Origin of the sequence: Chryseobacterium sp. D764 (assembly GCF_019317325.1) — a bacterium.
Taxonomy (GTDB): Bacteria; Bacteroidota; Bacteroidia; order Flavobacteriales; family Weeksellaceae; genus Chryseobacterium.
The window spans coordinates 405,518-423,152 of sequence record NZ_CP079219.1 but is presented as its reverse complement, the minus strand read 5'-3'; the positions used below and the strand labels follow the sequence as shown (position 1 = coordinate 423,152).

Below are 17,635 nucleotides of genomic sequence, written 5' to 3'. Positions count from 1 at the left end.
TATGAAAAAGATATTTGGAACTTCATTATTGCTTTTTGGAATGGCTGTTTTTGGTCAGACTAAAGAAGACTCTATCCAATTTAAAAGGATTTCCACAGAAATTCTGAACAACGGCAAAGGATACAATGAACTGAGAGAACTTACCAAAACTATAGGCAACCGTTTAAGCGGATCTGAAGCCTATGAGAAATCAGTACAATGGGCAGCACAGAAACTCCGTGATGCCGGAGCTGATAAAGTATGGCTTCAGGAAGTCATGATCCCGGTTTGGGTAAGAGGAAAAGAATCTCTGCACATCCAGACTTCAAACGGAAAATGGAAAAGTATTAAAATGCTTTCTCTCGGAAATTCCGAAGGTACAAAAGGAAAGGACATCTCAGGTGATATTATTATGGTAAAATCACTGGAAGAATATGATAAACTTCCTGCAGAAAAGGTGAAAGATAAGATTGTATTTTTCAACTATCCTTTTAATCAGGAAAATGTACAGACTTTCATTTCTTATCGCGATGCCAGCCCCTACAGAAGAACTGCGGCTTCATTGACTGCTAAAAAGGGAGGGAAATTTGCCATCATCCGGTCACTTTCTTCCGCTTTTGATGATGTTCCTCACACAGGCAATATGCGCTATGATGAAAACGTTTCAAAAATACCGGCCATTACGATCGGAAATACTTCTGCTGATGAACTGGAAATCCTGTTAAAAAATCAGAAAGTAACAGCCAAACTTAATTCCAACTGTGGAATGAAAGGCGAAAAGCTTTCTCATTCTGTAATTGGAGAAATCACTGGCAAAAAAGACCAGAGCGTTATCGTAGTTGGCGGACACCTTGATTCCTGGGATGTGGGTGAAGGTGCTCATGATGACGGAGCCGGAATTGTGCAAAGTATTGAGGTTCTGAGAACATTTAAAAAATTAGGAATACAAAATAACCACACCATCCGCGCTGTTTGCTTTGCCAACGAAGAAAACGGAACAAAAGGCGGAAAACAATATGGCAAAGTTGTTAAAGAAAACAATGAAAAACATATTTTTGCGATAGAAACAGATGCCGGAGGTTTTTCACCAAGGGGAATTTCCCTGGAAATGGATGATACTCAAAGAAACCAGATCAAAAGCTGGGTCAACCTGTTTTTACCTTATGGAGTCTACAATTTTGAGGGTAAATATTCTGGTTCGGATATAGCACCGCTTCACGAAATGGGAGTTCCCACAGCTGAGCTGGTTCCAGATCCACAGCGTTATTTTGACATTCACCATACAGCAGAAGACACCTTTGAAAAAGTCAACCGGAGAGAACTGTTACTTGGTTCTGCGGTAATGACACAACTTATTTATATGATTGATAAAAATTGGTAACTATGAAAAAGATAGTAGGAACTTCATTATTACTTTTTGGAATGGCTGTTTTTGGCCAATCCAAAGACGATTCTATTCAGTTCAGAAAAATCTCTACGAAAATTCTGAACAACGGAAAAGGATATACTGAGCTGAGAGAGCTTACAAAAAATATCGGACATCGTTTAAGCGGATCTGAAGCTTACGAGAAGTCAGTAAAATGGGCAGAGCAGAAGCTTCGTGATGCCGGAGCTGATAAAGTATGGCTTCAGGAAGTTATGATTCCGGTATGGGAAAGAGGAAAAGAATCTCTGCATATCCAGGCTTCTAACGGAAAATGGAAAAGTCTTAAAATGCTTTCCCTTGGAAATTCTGAAGGAACCGGAGGAAAAGATGTTTCGGGAGAAATTATCATGGTAAAATCTATGGAAGAATATGATAAACTTCCCTCTGAAAAGGTGAAAGATAAGATTGTATTCTTCAACTACCCCTTCAGCCAGTCGTTTGTAGAAACCTTTAAAGCATATGGTGATGCCGCAAAATACAGAACCACAGCCGCTTCATTAACGGCAAAAAAAGGAGGTAAGTTTGCCATCGTCAGATCACTTTCTTCTGCTTTTGATGATGTACCTCACACAGGTGCAATGCGCTACGAAGACAAAGTCTCTAAAATACCTGCCGTAGCCATCGGAAGTACGACAGCAGATGAACTGGAAGCTTTACTGAAAAGCCAGAAAATTACTGCTAAACTTAATTCCAACTGCGGAATGAAAGGCGAAAAGCTTTCCCATTCTGTAATCGGGGAAATCACAGGTAAAAAAGACCAAAGCGTTATCGTAGTTGGAGGACACCTTGATTCCTGGGATGTAGGTGAAGGCGCTCATGATGACGGAGCCGGAATTGTTCAAAGTATTGAGGTTTTGAGAACCTTTAAAAAGTTAGGATTACAAAATAACCATACTATCAGAGTGGTTTGCTTTGCCAATGAAGAAAACGGAGTAAAGGGCGGAATTCAATACGGTAAAACGGTAAAAGAGAAGAATGAAAAACATCTTTTTGCCATAGAAACGGATGCCGGAGGTTTTGCACCAAGAGGAATTGCCCTGGATATGGATGATACCAAAAGAAATCAGATCAAAGGCTGGTCAAGTCTATTCATTCCCTACGGAGTTTATAATTTTGAGGAACGATTTTCCGGAACTGACCTCTATCCGCTTCATGACATGGGAATTCCTGCCGCTGAATTGATGCCGGATTCTCAGCGCTATTTTGATATTCACCATACGGAAGAAGATACTTTTGAAAAAGTGAACAGAAGAGAGCTTTTATTAGGCGCTACAGCTTTGACACAGATTATTTATATGATTGATAAAAACTGGTAACAAATATAAAAACCGTCTTTAAAGGCGGTTTTTGTTTTTCACATACAATATCACATACAATATCTCATTATTTCAATAGGAACAGGCTATCATCCTAAGCGTAGACGAAGGGAGCCGTTTAATTTTACAAATACCTTCCAATGGCTTCAGCCAAAACTTATATTGATTTTATAACCACTGATTTCACAGATTGACACAGATGATTGTATAAATGGTAATAACTAATTTCTTATCCTACAAAATTATCTTTTGAATTTTTTAATTTTAAGCCTGTAAAGAAAATTTCTCCATAAAAAAATTTTCCACTCATGATGTATTCCACCTCCCGATTCCCAATTGACATCAAATTTCTCTCCTTCCCATGCATATACAGGCATTGCAATTTTTGAATGGAACATTGGTGGATTATCTTTTACTACAGCAAAATAATCAGCATCAAAATTTGATTTTCTGTAATATTGGATTTCTATAATAGTTTCTCCTGTATTTGCCCGGAAAATATACAGAGTAACATCATAAAGATCATCAAACTCTTTTTGTAAAATCTCCAGTGCAAGATCCAAAGTAAGCAATGTTTTTGAATTATTTATCCTGTTTCGGGATATCCTCTGTTCACTGAAATCGGATCCTTCAAATTCATTAAAATCAGACAAAATAAAAAACAATTTCGGGGAAATCGCATTCCAACAATTGATTTCAGCCAGCTGCAAAAGATTTGTTATACAGATATTGATACTGTCTTTTAACCCTTCCCGGTTCATTTTTAAACTATACTAAAGGAGTTTAAATATATAAAAAATAGTTGCACCGTAATATTTTCTTTGCTTCAGGCAACTTAAGCTTAAAAACAGAAAATTTTTCTTTGTTTAAGGAAATAACAGATGAAAACACGCTTCATGAGGAGCTTCGCCAGTCCCGTGAAACAAAGTGTTAATCGAGAAAGTTTTATTTTGGCATGATATTAGCATGTAAAATATTGAGAAAAAATTAAAAAAAACACTAAGGATGAGAAAAAAGGTTTTCTGTGGATTTTCAGTTTTTCCACTGATTCAAATTCATATCTAGTATATGAATCCTTTTTTTTCTACGATGCCGTAACAGATACGGGCTCGTGATTAATTAACCCCCGTTGATTTTTCACAGCAATTTTGCACCCGTATCTCACTGGTATCATCAATAACCACGAATCATTTATTGATTCAAAAAAAACAAAAATATCCCGGACTTTTGGCCCGGTATTACGATATAGATAAACGGCAAAGTCATCACGAACCTTAGCCCAGTAAAGGAATTTATTCTTTTTACCGCGATGAGTACGCCTTTATTTTTTTAATTAATTGTATAACCCTTAAAATGTAAGTAATGATGAGAGCCTTTTTTGAAATGATTTTTAAGAGAAATGAAGATGCTGCAAAGTTGAATATATGGAGCTTATTGCTGGTACTAAGTTTTGCTGCATTTTCTGTATTGGTATACGCCTTAAAACCAAGCTTTAACAGCTTAATTATATATCTGACGGCATTTGCCGCTTATATCGGCTTCGGCCTTGTATTCATCAGTTCTTTAGCCGGAACAAGTATGAAGAAAAGATAATAAAATATAACTTTCAATTAATTTTTACTGAAAAAACCGTCCTGTTTGGGGCGGTTTTTTATTTGTATAACTAAACTATACAATCATTAAAACCCATAATTTTTTTTAATTATAATTAATAGTCCTTATGAATTACAATCTTTCCAACAAAAAAAGCCACTCCCTCCGGAGCAGCTCTGCGATAACAACAAAGTTATCTTAACATCGTAAAAACTTATTCTTTAAACAGGTCCTTCATCATTTTTTCAAGGACCTTTTTGGTTTCTTCTTCGATCATATGTCCGGACTTCTCAACCATTTTTTCTCTGAAAGGTTCACAACAGGCTTTTATTCCAAAGCCTTCATCTGTTTTAATCAATTCCGGGTGCAGACCGTGTTCTTCACACATTTCTGACTCAATTTCTTTTTTTATAAGGTCGTAATTCAGATCAAACATATCTCTTATTTTGTTTCTTATAAGTGCAGGATAAAGATAGATGTAATAATGTTTTACCGAAATCCGTATTTTTACGGTATTTACAGGAAAAAAAAACCATCTTTTTCAAGACGGCATTATTTTAATATAAAAGTTGATGCTTACTGCTTAACCTTTTAAAATGTATCCAGAATTTTCTTCGGTAAGATTTTCACCAGTTCTTTTTTATATTCCTTTTCAAGAATAACAAATTTCCATGACTTTTTATCTTTTGAAACAGCACATGCTTTCATATTAGCGTTGATGAGATATGAACCTTCGTTAGCTAAATATTTAACATTATTTGCACCATATTTGGCTGTTAAAGCGCTGTTCATTTTCTTTTTCATATCATCATTTAATGAGCTTACATTACATTTCAGTTTCAAAAAATAATTGGTAATAGAGAAATACTCACCAGTAATGAGTTCAGGTTTTTCAATATTTCCAAACTTCAAATCCTGTACTTCAATTTTCATGAATGGATTATTATATGTCATATTCAAAATCTGCGTCATCTGTTCTTTTGAAACTATAGTGAAGAATTTTGGATATATACAGCTTACTGCCTGATCTAGCTGTTTAGATTTAATACTGTTTACAAAATAAGTAAGTGATTTCTTTATCGCTGTATCGTCAGGATTTGCCTTGGTCTGTGAAAAAGCTATAAACGAAAGCAGAACGAACAGAAACAGAAGTGATTTGGTTTTCATTATTTAGTAGTTGTTACAAATTTAAGATTACTTTTTACCGGAAAAATCATTGAACTTCCCAGATATTAAAATGGGTCGCAATCTTTACACAGATCGTTACAGAATGTATTTGAACAGAATAAAAAAAGCCATCCTTCCGGACGGCTTTTGAGAATATTTTTAAGATTCAATTATTTTACTTTTACAAGCTCAACATCGAAAACTAACCAAGAGTTTGGCGGGATCACTCCTCCTGCACCTCTTTCTCCGTAAGCCATTGCCGGCGGGATCAATAATGTAGCAGTTTCACCTTCTTTCAACAATAGGATACCTTCATCCCATCCTTTGATTACTCTTCCCATTCCGATTGGAATTTCGATCGGCTCATTTCTTTTGAATGAAGAATCGAATTCAGTTCCGTCTACCAGTTTACCTGCATAATGTACAGATACATTATCACCCGCTTTTGGAGCTTTACCGTCAGCTGTTTTTGTGATTTTATAGTAAAGACCTGATTCAGTTTTTTGCATACCAGCTTTTAGGTTTTCAACTAATTTCTCCTGGTTAGCTTTGAATTCTTCTTCTTTTTTCTTCTTTTCAGCTTCTTCTTTAGCGATGAAAGCTTTATTGTTTTCTGCAATCTTTGCTTTTCCTTCAGTAAATGTTTTAGCAGCATCATAGTGCTTGTACTCATCACCTTTGCTGAAAACAGAAACTTTTTCTAGAACGATATTTGTTTTAGGTTTATCCTGAGCTCCTTTTTCAACGTTAGCAATAGCATCAATCACATCATTACCTTTTACCACTTTTCCGAAGATCGTGTGTTTTCCGTCTAACCAAGGCGTAGCTACTTCAGTGATGAAGAACTGAGACCCGTTTGTATTAGGTCCTGAGTTCGCCATTGAAAGAATACCTTTTCCTGTATGTTTAAGGTCGTTTCTTTCGTCCTCGAATTTATATCCCGGATCACCCGCGCCAGTTCCCTGAGGATCTCCCCCCTGGATCATGAAATCTTTGATTACTCTGTGGAAAATAGTTCCGTCATAATAAGGAACTCCTTTAGCCTTAGCTTTGTTGTCGATTTTCCCTTCTGCAAGACCAATAAAGTTGGCTACAGTTACTGGTGCTTTCTTGTCTTCAAACTTTACAATCAAATTACCTTTTGTGGTTTGAAGATTGGCATAAAGCCCGTCATTAAGACCTTCGTAAGTTTCTTTGTCTACGTTCATTTTTTTATAAATTGGGGTACAACTCATCAGCGAGATACTTGCCGCTGCCAGAATTATATTCTTGTTAAACAATTTCATGTATTATAGCGCTTTTAATTTTATGATTAATGGAATATCGTTATCTATTTTCTTTTCGTCTCCAAAAGTTCCGTAAGCCAAAGAAGACGGTACCAAAAGCGTTACTTCCTCTCCATCATGTATAAAACGTAAAGCGTTCTCCACTGCCCTCAGTTCATCAAAGTGCCCGAATCTGGCATCTCTTCTTTCAAAAGACTGATCGTATATTTTTGTCTGATCAAAATCATACAGATCATAAGAATAGGAAATCAAAGTTTCATCTTTCCTTCTTTCTCTCTGATCATAACCTTCAGCGGTTACCCAGTAATTAAGCTGTGTAGGATAAAATTTCACAGACTGCCCGCTGATCCAATCCTGAATCTGGCCTCTTTCTATGATATTCAGATTTTTCATCCTGTTTTTAGAAACATCCAGATCTTTTTGGCTTAAAACACCGCCTATCGGAGGATGGGCCGTCTGTGTATTTCTGTTGCAGCTTAACAGGCTTATGGCTGATATGAAGAGTATTTTTTTCATAAACTTTTGCGAAAATACACATTTCGCGAATCAATTACAAAACTTGACCCAGAAATATGTGAATGTAAGAATGTATCAATCTGCTAATAAAACAAGGCAGCTGGCTGAATCCTCTGATTAAAAGTTATTCATACATTTTACACGAATACATAAATACAAAAAAAGCCGGGAAAAACCCGACTTTTATATAGTTTATTTAAAAAAAATATTAAACTGTTTCTAATGCATGATCTACTACAACTCTCCATCCGAAAGGATCTTCAGAAAGATTAGTCTGCAGGTCTACCAAGTCTTTCTTAAGAATAGCAGCGAAGCTTTCTTCATCAGATAATCTTGGAAGCTCAAGTTTTACACCCTCATATCCTAAAGCCTGGAACTGAGTGGTTACCACTGCTGTACCTACTCCCCACACTTCTTTAAGAGAACCATTCTTCAATGCTTCAATAACTGTTTTCACAGGAATTGGTTCTATTTTCACTTCAATTCCTCTTTTCTTAGCCAGTTGAATGAAGCTGTCTCTTGTTACTCCGTCAAGGATTTTCTCAGAAGTTGGAGGTGTATAGATTGTATCGTTGATTCTTACAAATACGTTCATTGTACCACTTTCTTCGAAATATTCGTGAGTAGCATCATCTGTCCAGATGATTTGCTCATATCCTTCTTCGATCGCCAATTGCGTAGGATAGAAAGAAGCAGCATAGTTACCTGCAGCTTTTGCAGAACCTACTCCTCCGTTTGCTGCTCTTGAATAGTGATCAGAGATCTTTACAGATACAGGCTCAGAATAATAGCTCTTCGCTGGTGTTGCAACGATTGCAAACATATATTTATTAGATACTCTTGCTTTCAAAGCTTCCTCCGTTGCAAAGATCAATGGTCTGATATAAAGAGACATTCCTTCCCCCTGTGGAATCCACTCTCTATCCATATCTACCAATGCTTTTAATCCGTCCAAAAACATTTCTTCAGTCACCTCAGGCATAGCAAGACGCTTTGCTGACTTATTGATACGTTCAAAATTCTTTTCAGGCCTGAAAAGGAAAACCTGCCCGTCTTTGTCTTTATAGGCTTTCATACCTTCAAAACAAGCTTGTCCATAGTTTACCCCCATCATGGCAGGCGTAAATGGAATCGGACCGTAAGGAACTAATTTTACATCACCCCATTTCCCATCTTCATACTCACATATAATCATATGATCTATGAAAGTACCACCAAATGAAAAATCGTTAGGGTCAAATGTAGAAATTCTGGAGTTTTCAGTTTTTTGAATTATCATTTTTTAAAATTTTTACGATGTTCTACAAATTTAACATAATTTTCTAAATATAAAAATTTTAGAGTAAATTTGACAAAAAAATAGCTTGAAAAGAGAGATTAAGACCACAAACGACGGCAGTAAAACATTGTTTATCAATGAATTAAATGAAAATTACCATTCTCATCACGGAGCACTTCAGGAAGCCGAACATGTGTTTATTAAAAATGGATTAAATTTGATAAATGATTGCGAAATTAATATTTTAGAACTCGGTTTTGGAACAGGTTTGAATGTTTTAGTAACAATTAATGAATATTTAAAAACTGACAAAAATCATGTCATCAATTATTTTTCGCTTGAAAAATATCCCATAAATGAATCCGAAGTTAAGGATCTGGCTTACTTTGAACATTTTGATAACCCTGAGTTTAAAAATATTTATCAGAAAATTCATCTGGCAGATTGGGAAAAGTCAGTAGAAATCATTAGTGGATTCAACTTAAAAAAGATAGAATGTGATTTTTTTGACCTAAAAGACATTGACTTGCCTAAAATCAATCTTGTTTATTTTGATTGTTTCGGTGCCAGAGTACAGCCTGATCTTTGGGAAAAGCCACTATTTGAACTGGTTTCTGACAAAATGGCCATTAACGGATTATTAACTACCTACTCTTCTAAAGGCAGTGTAAGAAGAATTCTTCAGGAACTGAATTTCCAGGTAGAAAAAAAACAGGGACCTCCGGGAAAAAGAGAAATGATCAATGCCGTTAAATTGTAGAATGTAAAGCTACTAAGGAAATATACTTTAATTTTCTATTTTTTATAATAATCATTCTATAGTAAAGATAGATTGATTTGGAAATTTTCAGAAATAAAACAGATAGCATAAAACTTCCAGCTTCACGCTTCCTACAGCCAGCTTTTTTCAACAAAATTTCTTACATTAGCTATACAAATATTATACATTATATATATGATAGATAAGATCAACATTAGAGTGTATGCGTGTGCGGTAAAAGACAAACAAGTTCTGACTTTATTTGAAGAATATGCCGGCGAACCTTTAATGAAATTTCCGGGTGGCGGATTAGAATATGGTGAAGGAGTACTGGAATGCCTGCATCGTGAATTTGATGAAGAACTGAATGTACAGATTAATGTTCTGGAACATTTTTATACTCAGGAAAACTTTCTGGTTTCCCGCTTCAAAGAAAACGAACAGCTTCTTACGATATATTATATAGTAGATATTGTGAACGAAGAAGATTTCATTATCATGGATCCCTGCATCGAAAAAACAGAATGGATTGATATAGACAGACCAGACAATCCTTTCCCTCTTCCAATAGATAAGATTGTATTTGATAAATTAAAAGAAAAATTCCTGTAAGCATTCTTACAGGAATTTATATTATTTCTTGACTTTAAAATCGCTTGCTCCCGGGTAAGGCTGCAAATACCCTGAATTCCAATTGGACTGAAGCAATGATTCTACAAATTCATCAGTTCTGTTTTTGTGTGGATCGTATTGTTCTTTCAGATCAATATCGGCCATTTTTCCTTTTACATTCCACCAGAAAGCGCTCCATCCGCCTCTCAGTTCTTTGATTATTTCATAGACATTTTTTCCGGTAGCCCTGTTCATCAGTTTTGCAAAAACCTGCCCTTCGGTAGTGGTAAGATCTCTCAGTTGTTTTTCATATTGATCTGCCAGCATATTCTGTCGTTCTCTTACAAATTTTCTTTTAGCCTTGCTATCCATATCATTCATATCTTTCTGGATGTCTCTGTACTGCTGTAATGCAGTGACAAATAGCGGATATACTCTGTACAGCTTTTTATTCAGAAAATAATAGTAATTTTTATCCAGCTGGTTATTAAATCTCGGTTTATTAACCAAAACCAACTCGTCTAATACAACTACAGGCTCGCCGTTAATTTCATAAATCTTGACTTTTTGCTGCTCGTCATAATAGTATTTATTACCAAATTCATCCGTTTTCAAGGATTCAGGTGGATACTGATTGAGTGGTTTCGCCACTACACCATCCTTTTGGCCAAAAGCACTGACTCCAAAAAAGAGAATAAAAAGGCAGATAATCTTACTAAAATTCATTATTTTTACACTTATAAGAACAAAAATTAAACGCAAAAATCATTCCTTTTTATGAAATTTGAAAAGAAATCTTTGAAATTTTTAGAAAAATATTTAAACACATCATCTCCAACAGGTTACGAACATAAAGGACAAGAAGTCTGGATGGACTATATCAGACCCTATGTTGACACAATAGAAGTAGACCATTATGGAACCTGTTATGGGATCATCAACCCGGAAGCTGAATTTAAAGTAGTGATTGAAGCACATGCTGATGAAATTTCATGGTACATCAATTATATTACAGATGACGGATTAATCTATGTCATCAGAAACGGAGGTTCCGATCAGACGATTGCCCCTTCAAAAGTGGTTCATATTCACGGAGAAAACGGAATTGTAAAAGGAGTATTCGGATGGCCGGCTATTCATACGAGAACGAATCAGAATGAGCCTACTCCTAAAATTGAAAATATCTTCATCGACTGTGGTGCTACTTCCAAAAAAGAAGTGGAAGAAATGGGAATCTTTGTAGGATGTATGATTACTTACCCGGACGAGTTCTTTGAAATGAACGACAGATATTTTGTCTGCAGAGCGTTGGACAACAGAATCGGAGGTTTCATGATTGCAGAAGTAGCAAGACTTTTGAAAGAAAATAAAAAATCTATTCCATTCGGACTTTATATTACCAATTCTGTACAGGAAGAAGTAGGTTTATACGGCGCAGATATGATCGCTGACACCATCAAACCGAATATTGCCATTGTAACGGATGTTACCCATGACACTACCACTCCGATGATTGAAAAGAAGAAAGAAGGAGATCAGAAATGTGGTGCAGGACCGGTAGTATTCTTTGCGCCAAGTGTTCACCATACCATCAGAGAATTGATTATTGACACAGCAAAAGTTAAAAAAATTCCTTTCCAAAGAGCAGCAGCAAGCAGAGCTACAGGAACTGATACAGATGCTTTTGCTCATTCTAATGGCGGAGTACCAAGTGCGTTAATTTCCTTACCTTTGCGTTATATGCATACTACGGTAGAAATGGTGTCCAAAGAAGATGTAGGGAATGTGATTAAACTTATCTACGAAACCGTTCTTAAGATCAAACCGGAAATGAAACTGAAGTATCATTAATAGAATCAAGATGCCAGACACAAGATTCAAGATAACCAAAATACACATATAAAACACCTGTTTTGACCATGTTTTGGTTCTTGATTCCTGACTCTAAATATCTAATATAAAGTAAAAATGAAAACGAAGCTTATTGCTCCATCCCTTTTATCTGCAGACTTTGGGAATCTGCAAAGAGACATTGAAATGCTGAACAATTCCCAGGCCGACTGGTTCCACATTGATGTAATGGACGGCCGTTTTGTACCCAATATTTCATTTGGTTTTCCGGTAATGAAAACTGTTCAGCAGCATGCCAAAAAATTTGTAGATGTTCACCTGATGATTGTGGAGCCTGAGAAATATGTTGATGAATTTATCAATCATGGTGCAGACCTTATTTCAGTACATTATGAAGCATGTACTCACCTTCACAGAACCATTCATCACATTCAGAGCAAAGGAGTAAAAGCAGGTGTTGTTTTGAACCCTTCTACTCCGGTATTAATGCTTGAAGACATCATTGCAGATGTGGATCTGGTATTGTTAATGAGTGTAAATCCAGGGTTTGGAGGACAGAAATTCATTGAAAATACTTACAAAAAAATTGCTGAAACCAAAGACCTAATCTTAAGCAACAACTCTACAGCCCTTATTGAAATAGACGGTGGAGTGAACCTTGACAACGCTTCTAAACTTTTTGAAGCCGGAGCTGATGTACTTGTGGCAGGAAATGCTGTTTTCTCAGCAGAAAGCCCTGAGAGAACGATTGAACTTCTAAAGATTTAATAATTATCTTTATTATAAAAACAAAAGGCAGCCAATGGCTGCCTTTTCTCTTGTTTGAAATGAAGTCTTCGTGGTTATAAATTTTTTCTCAACATTTTGAAAATGTTAAATCTGTTTTGTCTTGCTAACAACACAAAGATCAGAATAAAACCATAGGTACACATCCGTAGAAATACCGAATCTAACATTAAGTATTTCTACGTATTCGCCCATTTACACCTCCTTATTCCAGATACAGGCACAGACTACAAAAATGATAGAAATAACAGAGAAAACGGTTCTTATATTATTCAGAAAATTCCATCTGTTTTCAAAATTAGCGCGCATCTGCCTGATGGCTTCCGTTGTAGAATTGGAAATATCAAACTTATCCAGTGCGTCATTCATCGGAACATTCCCCGCAACCGTCACTCCAAAAACCCCAATCAGATAGGCCAGTGCAGCCAGCAGGAGAAAGATAAAAACAGGCTGATGTCCGCGGAACAAAAAGACAGATACCGGCAGAAAAGCCGCTGTTCCCATAAAACTCATGAAGAAAACAGGGTTCAGAATTTCCCGGTTGATGTTCTGCATAGCTTTCAGATATTCTACATCAGAGAGTTTTCCCAGTCCAAGGACTACAGAACATGAATAAGCATAGAAAAGTCCTCCTATCAGAGCAGTGAGGACAGCGGTAATGATCAATACTAGTGTTGTCATTTTCATATATTTTGATTTTGGTTATCAGGATAGAATTAATAAGGATTCCATTTTTTGATAATATTCTGGGCAGTAAGAATCATTTCAGGATCCCAGTTCTCTGTTTTAAAGTAATGAAAATCCTGATCTTTGATAACTGCTGCTCCCGCATTGTCAAAAAGAAGTCTGGTAAGCCTTGACTGCTCTTCAAACAAAGCCAGATCTTCGACAGGTTTCTCCGGAAGTTGTATTTGCCGCTTGTTCCAACTGCTTATTTTTCTTCCTTTCCAATCAGAAGCTTCGATTATTGTTTTAATTTTATTGAAATCATTCAGGAAATTTTCTTTTTCCTCTTCTGTTTTCAGCGTATGCCCCAGCCTTTCGGTAATAATATATTCCAGATTTTGACACTTTGCTAAAACGGAAGGCAAAACAGAAAAAATCTCTTCGGGAATAATATCATCATGGGTATCTCTTCTCACCTGCTTTTTCCCATATACACTCTCCTGCCAGCTTCCTCCGGAAAGATGAATCTCTTTTACCTTATCCAAAGGGTACAGATCAATTATTTCCTGCATTTTCACTCCAAAATTACAGGATTGACAATAAATATTATGAAGATCGAGAATCAGAAAGCCATTGGTATCCTCCGTTAGCTTATCAAGAAAAATCCCTTGTTCTTTGACATCATCAATAGAAAATGAAAACGCTAAATTTTCTATACCTACAGGAATATCTATCGTCTCCTGAAGCCTGTACAGCCTGTCTTTTCCTATTTGTAAAGTTTTGGGATGCAGAGATACCGGCAATGGTACTCCCTGATGAAAGTTTTCAGTATTCATGAAACCAAAATGTTCCGTGATATGATTGTATTTCCTTAAGCCGACTTCTTCTTTTAGCTTTTTCAGCCAATCTTCCTGCCTTTCTGTCCATCTTGCATCAAACAGGGAATAATAAACACCATGGCCTATCAAACGGTTATTTTCTGCATAAAAGTTTAGCAGATCACGAAGCCAATCCGGTTCATTGGCATGATAAAGGGTATCAAAGGACCATTCCAGAACATCAATAGTGTTGTTCTGCAGCAACGGCAAAACAGCAGAAACAAAATCAGCTTCTGCCATCATTGATATTCCTAATAGTGGTTTTTTCATCTTTTATCCCATTCCACAAGCCGGGCAGCCATGGCCACGAAGAACAAGCGTATCTTTTTTTACGATTGACTTAGGAGTTCCCGGTTTTTTCTTTTCAACAGTATCGGGTGCTGTTGCTTTCTTTACTTTTTTTACAGGCTTTTTAGTTCTAGTTTCAGGTTTAGTGCTTTGTGCAGAAGCTCCTACTGCTAATAAACTCGCCATTAATATTGCTGGAATTTTCATAATTGCTTTTTCAGATAAAATTTACAATAAACGTTCCATTTATCTCGTCCAATATATTCAACCTTTTATTTTAAGTTCAAATTATATGGAGATGGTTTTATTTTAATTTTTAGTTTAAATCATAAAAATACAATAATAAAGGAGACGCTCTGATAATAATTATGAGTAAATCTCAAGATATTATTGCGGTAATGCTTTCTTTATTTATATTTAATGGTAAAATAAAACTATATATGAAAAGCAGTCTGATTAAAGCTGTTTTCCTTGGGTTGGTGTTATCTGCTTATAATACCAATGCACAGGTTCAAACAGTTGACAACAGCAAGAAAATGGAATGGTTTAAAAATGCCAAACTGGGTATTTTTATTCATTGGGGAATCTACTCCGTAAATGGAATATCTGAATCATGGTCATTTTTCAACAATTATATCAATCACGAAAATTACATGAAACAGCTGAATGGTTTTTCAGCTTCAAAATATCAGCCTGAACAGTGGGTAAACCTTATTAAAGAATCCGGAGCAAAATACGCTGTTATTACGACCAAACATCATGACGGGGTTTCATTGTGGAACTCTAAGGCTGAAAAAGCGATCACAATTCCCGGACAGTCTTTGGCCAAAAAAAATGTTCTAAGTCCTTTTATTTCTGCTTTGAAAAATTCCGGATTAAAAACAGGGCTTTACTTCTCCTTGCCGGATTGGAGCCATCCCTATTATGATATCAATACGCGGACAAAAAAGCGATACGAAATAAAAAACGATCCGAAACGATGGCAGAATTTCATCAGTTACTATCAAAGCCAGCTTAATGAACTTTCCTCTCAGTACTCCCCTGACCTTCTTTGGTTTGATGGAGACTGGGAACATACTTCTGAGGAATGGAAAGCTTCTCAGACTCTGGATCTGCTCAAGAAATACAATTCAAATATCATCATCAATTCAAGGCTCAACAATCATGGGGATTATGACACTCCTGAACAGGGAATTCCGGTCGTTCCACCACAAAATCCATACTGGGAGCTTTGTTATACCATGAATGATTCCTGGGGATATCAGCCTTATGATAAAAGCTATAAAACACCTAATATGATCGTAAGAACGCTGGCAGATGTTATCAGTATGGGAGGAAATCTTCTGCTTGATATCGGACCCAGATCAGATGGTACAATTCCCGAGGAGCAAGTGGAAATTCTGAAAAACCTTGGCCGATGGACCTCTAAAAACCAGCACGCCATTTATGAAACAACCCGTGGAATTCCTTTTGAAAATTATAAAGGAAAATCTTCTTTATCTACCTCAAAAAAATCCTTATTCCTTTACCTGGAGGAAGCCAAAAACTTCGCAAAGATTTATGGATTGGAAACAAAACCTGCTTCAGCAAAAATAATAGGAGATCCTTCAGCTATTATCAAAACAGATTACAACGCTGAAAAAACACTCACATTGAATTTTTCCAATGTGAAATTTGATAAAGACGTCACCGTTGTAGAACTTACTTTTGATACTCCGCCTGTATTTCTGAAAGATTTTAAAAAGGAAAATCACTCTCTCGCTGAAATCATGGGTAATAAAAACACACAGGAAGCGGCCTATACTATAGCCAATACACTATATAATGGTTATAATCTGCCGACCTCTTCAGGGCTGACCAGTGATGGTCTCGATATGAAAATCAAGACAACACCCAACACCAATCAGGAAACTCTGCAATGGATAAGTAAGCATGCGGAGGCACTTTATGAAACTGAAAAAGGATTACCAGATGGCCACTATTCAGGAATAAGTGCATTGTCAAAAGATAAACAGACACTTTATCTTTTTGTGGAAGGAACCCCTACAGGTCCAATTGCCTTAAAAGGAATAAAAAACGGAATTGCCAGAATAAGAGTGGTAGGCGAAGGCACTATGCTGTCACATACGATATATAATAAACTTTACTGGAGTGACAGACCGGGAATTATTTATATTGATATTCCAAAGGAAAAGCTGGATAAGCAGATGACTGTCATTGCTGTTTTACTCAATAAGCCTATTGAACTTTACAGAGAAAATGTGGGTGCTATTGAAAACAATCTTTAATAAGCGTTGAATATCATAAAAAACAAAATCCGGAGAATTCTCTCCGGATCTTTTATTTTGTAAGATGATTTCTTAGAAAATCTCTCTTCCTGAAAAATGGAACTGAGCTTCGATTAATGCATTCTCGTTAGAATCTGAACCGTGAACAGCATTTTCTCCGATGCTTCTTGCAAACATTTTTCTGATTGTACCTTCTGCAGCTTCTGCAGGGTTAGTAGCACCAATTAATGTTCTGAAGTCTTCAACTGCATTATCTTTTTCTAAAACTGCAGCCACGATAGGACCAGAGCTCATGAATTCTACCAACTCACCATAAAATGGTCTTTCAGCGTGTACTTCATAGAATTTTTTTGCATCAGCAACTGTAAGCTGAGTTAATTTTAAAGCTTTGATTTTAAAACCTCCTTCAGCAATCTTACCCAATATAGCACCGATATGTCCGTCAGCAACTGCATCAGGCTTAATCATAGTGAATGTAATGTTAGACATAAATGTATATTTTTTTAATGGCGCAAAATTACAAAAAATATCTTTGATTTTTATTTTAATTTTTTTTTAACATAAAAATAACTTTTATTAAGAAATTATGAACCAATCTTTGGCACAGTAATTGTTTATTCTACTGCGATTCTCATGTTTAATTTGAGTTTTCATGGTTATTAGTTTTTACCCAGCTTCGGCTGGGTTTTTTATTTTCAAAAAACAATGCCATTTTTTATCAATTCAACATTTTAAATAGCTAAATAAAAGTAAATTTAATAGTATTATTGCTTTTATTTCAATTATTAAAACAATCGGATTTTCCAGAAAATTATTTTCTCACTAAACTAAAATATGCCAAAAGTGGAGTTATCTGCCAAATTTGTTATGCCAAAAAGTAGAGTTATATAAAAAAGAGATTTTTTTCGTTAAAATTTAGAAAAAACAAATCAAAAAAAACAGAC

At 35.9% G+C, this 17,635-nt stretch carries 19 protein-coding genes; 8 read left to right on the top strand and 11 right to left on the bottom strand.

Translation table 11 applies throughout. The features are described 5' to 3' along the window. Window position 1 precedes the first annotated feature (1 nt). Window positions 2-1,360: a M20/M25/M40 family metallo-hydrolase gene (locus tag KYG33_RS01815; RefSeq protein ID WP_219072562.1), complete on the top strand. Its 1,359-nt coding sequence runs from the start codon at window positions 2-4 to the stop codon at window positions 1,358-1,360. 2 nt (window positions 1,361-1,362) lie between these two features. Further along, a complete protein-coding gene (locus tag KYG33_RS01810) occupies window positions 1,363-2,721 on the top strand; it encodes a M20/M25/M40 family metallo-hydrolase (RefSeq protein WP_219072561.1) in 1,359 nt (452 codons plus the stop codon). Between the two features lie 242 nt (window positions 2,722-2,963). Here the strand turns inward: KYG33_RS01810 and KYG33_RS01805 are convergent, their stop codons facing one another. Next, entirely contained in the window at window positions 2,964-3,482 is a 519-nt protein-coding gene (locus tag KYG33_RS01805; protein WP_219072560.1) for a hypothetical protein, read from the bottom strand. A gap of 601 nt (window positions 3,483-4,083) precedes the next feature. Here KYG33_RS01805 and KYG33_RS01800 point away from each other — a divergent pair. Further along, a complete protein-coding gene (locus KYG33_RS01800) occupies window positions 4,084-4,314 on the top strand; it encodes a hypothetical protein (protein WP_047384443.1) in 231 nt (76 codons plus the stop codon). Between the two features lie 214 nt (window positions 4,315-4,528). On the opposite strand, the gene KYG33_RS01795 is transcribed toward KYG33_RS01800, so the two are convergent. The 5 genes from KYG33_RS01795 to KYG33_RS01775 form a co-directional block, all read right to left on the bottom strand. Next, the gene (locus KYG33_RS01795; protein WP_180565699.1) at window positions 4,529-4,750 is read right to left on the bottom strand and encodes a hypothetical protein; all 222 of its coding nucleotides are present in this window, start codon (window positions 4,748-4,750) and stop codon (window positions 4,529-4,531) included. A 155-nt stretch (window positions 4,751-4,905) separates the two neighbouring features. Further along, window positions 4,906-5,481 (bottom strand): hypothetical protein, encoded by a 576-nt coding sequence (locus tag KYG33_RS01790; RefSeq protein WP_180565698.1) that lies wholly within the window; start codon window positions 5,479-5,481, stop codon window positions 4,906-4,908. Window positions 5,482-5,651: 170 nt separating this feature from the next. Next, complete coding sequence (locus tag KYG33_RS01785) at window positions 5,652-6,689, bottom strand: peptidylprolyl isomerase (RefSeq protein ID WP_228408745.1); 1,038 nt, start codon at window positions 6,687-6,689, stop codon at window positions 5,652-5,654. 81 nt (window positions 6,690-6,770) lie between these two features. Next, window positions 6,771-7,283 (bottom strand): FKBP-type peptidyl-prolyl cis-trans isomerase, encoded by a 513-nt coding sequence (locus KYG33_RS01780; RefSeq protein WP_219072559.1) that lies wholly within the window; start codon window positions 7,281-7,283, stop codon window positions 6,771-6,773. Window positions 7,284-7,491: 208 nt separating this feature from the next. After that, window positions 7,492-8,562 carry a branched-chain amino acid aminotransferase gene (locus KYG33_RS01775; protein ID WP_077414509.1) on the bottom strand — a complete coding sequence of 357 codons (1,071 nt, stop codon included), beginning with the start codon at window positions 8,560-8,562 and terminating at the stop codon, window positions 7,492-7,494. Between the two features lie 85 nt (window positions 8,563-8,647). Between KYG33_RS01775 and mnmD the strand changes: the two genes are divergently transcribed. Next, window positions 8,648-9,322, top strand: a complete 675-nt coding sequence (mnmD, locus tag KYG33_RS01770) for a tRNA (5-methylaminomethyl-2-thiouridine)(34)-methyltransferase MnmD (protein WP_180565697.1) — start codon at window positions 8,648-8,650, stop codon at window positions 9,320-9,322. A 195-nt stretch (window positions 9,323-9,517) separates the two neighbouring features. Beyond that, on the top strand, window positions 9,518-9,934 hold the full coding sequence (locus KYG33_RS01765) for an NUDIX domain-containing protein (RefSeq protein ID WP_047384430.1): 417 nt from the start codon (window positions 9,518-9,520) through the stop codon (window positions 9,932-9,934). Between the two features lie 21 nt (window positions 9,935-9,955). Here the strand turns inward: KYG33_RS01765 and KYG33_RS01760 are convergent, their stop codons facing one another. Continuing rightward, window positions 9,956-10,660, bottom strand: a complete 705-nt coding sequence (locus KYG33_RS01760; RefSeq protein ID WP_077414513.1) for a DUF4294 domain-containing protein — start codon at window positions 10,658-10,660, stop codon at window positions 9,956-9,958. Between the two features lie 51 nt (window positions 10,661-10,711). On the opposite strand from KYG33_RS01760, the gene KYG33_RS01755 reads away from it, so the two are divergent. Together KYG33_RS01755 and rpe are read left to right on the top strand one after the other, a co-directional pair. Beyond that, complete coding sequence (locus KYG33_RS01755) at window positions 10,712-11,785, top strand: M42 family peptidase (protein ID WP_077414515.1); 1,074 nt, start codon at window positions 10,712-10,714, stop codon at window positions 11,783-11,785. Window positions 11,786-11,902: 117 nt separating this feature from the next. Then, window positions 11,903-12,553 (top strand): ribulose-phosphate 3-epimerase, encoded by a 651-nt coding sequence (gene rpe, locus KYG33_RS01750; protein WP_047375387.1) that lies wholly within the window; start codon window positions 11,903-11,905, stop codon window positions 12,551-12,553. Between the two features lie 213 nt (window positions 12,554-12,766). On the opposite strand, the gene KYG33_RS01745 is transcribed toward rpe, so the two are convergent. From KYG33_RS01745 to KYG33_RS01735, 3 genes are read right to left on the bottom strand one after another with little or no spacing between them, the layout of a single operon-like run. Continuing rightward, window positions 12,767-13,252 carry a DUF1772 domain-containing protein gene (locus tag KYG33_RS01745; RefSeq protein WP_257468889.1) on the bottom strand — a complete coding sequence of 162 codons (486 nt, stop codon included), beginning with the start codon at window positions 13,250-13,252 and terminating at the stop codon, window positions 12,767-12,769. A 35-nt stretch (window positions 13,253-13,287) separates the two neighbouring features. Further along, window positions 13,288-14,385 carry a DUF692 family multinuclear iron-containing protein gene (locus tag KYG33_RS01740; RefSeq protein ID WP_077414519.1) on the bottom strand — a complete coding sequence of 366 codons (1,098 nt, stop codon included), beginning with the start codon at window positions 14,383-14,385 and terminating at the stop codon, window positions 13,288-13,290. A gap of 3 nt (window positions 14,386-14,388) precedes the next feature. Beyond that, window positions 14,389-14,610, bottom strand: coding sequence for a hypothetical protein (locus KYG33_RS01735; RefSeq protein WP_077414522.1), 222 nt, complete (start codon window positions 14,608-14,610; stop codon window positions 14,389-14,391). 161 nt (window positions 14,611-14,771) lie between these two features. Here KYG33_RS01735 and KYG33_RS01730 point away from each other — a divergent pair, with 161 nt between their 5' ends. Continuing rightward, window positions 14,772-16,691, top strand: coding sequence for an alpha-L-fucosidase (locus KYG33_RS01730; protein ID WP_232539097.1), 1,920 nt, complete (start codon window positions 14,772-14,774; stop codon window positions 16,689-16,691). A gap of 72 nt (window positions 16,692-16,763) precedes the next feature. Here the strand turns inward: KYG33_RS01730 and KYG33_RS01725 are convergent, their stop codons facing one another. After that, complete coding sequence (locus KYG33_RS01725; protein WP_076355787.1) at window positions 16,764-17,180, bottom strand: nucleoside-diphosphate kinase; 417 nt, start codon at window positions 17,178-17,180, stop codon at window positions 16,764-16,766. Between the last annotated feature and the right edge of the window lie 455 nt (window positions 17,181-17,635).

Coding starts and splice junctions, on each gene's coding strand:
- KYG33_RS01730 (WP_232539097.1), top strand. CDS start 14,772: ATGAGTAAATCTCAAGATATTATTGCGGTAATGCTTTCTTTATTTATA.
- KYG33_RS01795 (WP_180565699.1), bottom strand. CDS start 4,750: ATGTTTGATCTGAATTACGACCTTATAAAAAAAGAAATTGAGTCAGAA.
- KYG33_RS01790 (WP_180565698.1), bottom strand. CDS start 5,481: ATGAAAACCAAATCACTTCTGTTTCTGTTCGTTCTGCTTTCGTTTATA.
- KYG33_RS01780 (WP_219072559.1), bottom strand. CDS start 7,283: ATGAAAAAAATACTCTTCATATCAGCCATAAGCCTGTTAAGCTGCAAC.
- KYG33_RS01760 (WP_077414513.1), bottom strand. CDS start 10,660: ATGAATTTTAGTAAGATTATCTGCCTTTTTATTCTCTTTTTTGGAGTC.
- rpe (WP_047375387.1), top strand. CDS start 11,903: ATGAAAACGAAGCTTATTGCTCCATCCCTTTTATCTGCAGACTTTGGG.
- KYG33_RS01745 (WP_257468889.1), bottom strand. CDS start 13,252: ATGACAACACTAGTATTGATCATTACCGCTGTCCTCACTGCTCTGATA.
- KYG33_RS01755 (WP_077414515.1), top strand. CDS start 10,712: ATGAAATTTGAAAAGAAATCTTTGAAATTTTTAGAAAAATATTTAAAC.
- KYG33_RS01765 (WP_047384430.1), top strand. CDS start 9,518: ATGATAGATAAGATCAACATTAGAGTGTATGCGTGTGCGGTAAAAGAC.
- KYG33_RS01725 (WP_076355787.1), bottom strand. CDS start 17,180: ATGTCTAACATTACATTCACTATGATTAAGCCTGATGCAGTTGCTGAC.
- KYG33_RS01810 (WP_219072561.1), top strand. CDS start 1,363: ATGAAAAAGATAGTAGGAACTTCATTATTACTTTTTGGAATGGCTGTT.
- KYG33_RS01815 (WP_219072562.1), top strand. CDS start 2: ATGAAAAAGATATTTGGAACTTCATTATTGCTTTTTGGAATGGCTGTT.
- KYG33_RS01775 (WP_077414509.1), bottom strand. CDS start 8,562: ATGATAATTCAAAAAACTGAAAACTCCAGAATTTCTACATTTGACCCT.
- KYG33_RS01740 (WP_077414519.1), bottom strand. CDS start 14,385: ATGAAAAAACCACTATTAGGAATATCAATGATGGCAGAAGCTGATTTT.
- KYG33_RS01800 (WP_047384443.1), top strand. CDS start 4,084: ATGATGAGAGCCTTTTTTGAAATGATTTTTAAGAGAAATGAAGATGCT.
- KYG33_RS01735 (WP_077414522.1), bottom strand. CDS start 14,610: ATGAAAATTCCAGCAATATTAATGGCGAGTTTATTAGCAGTAGGAGCT.
- KYG33_RS01785 (WP_228408745.1), bottom strand. CDS start 6,689: ATGAACGTAGACAAAGAAACTTACGAAGGTCTTAATGACGGGCTTTAT.
- KYG33_RS01805 (WP_219072560.1), bottom strand. CDS start 3,482: ATGAACCGGGAAGGGTTAAAAGACAGTATCAATATCTGTATAACAAAT.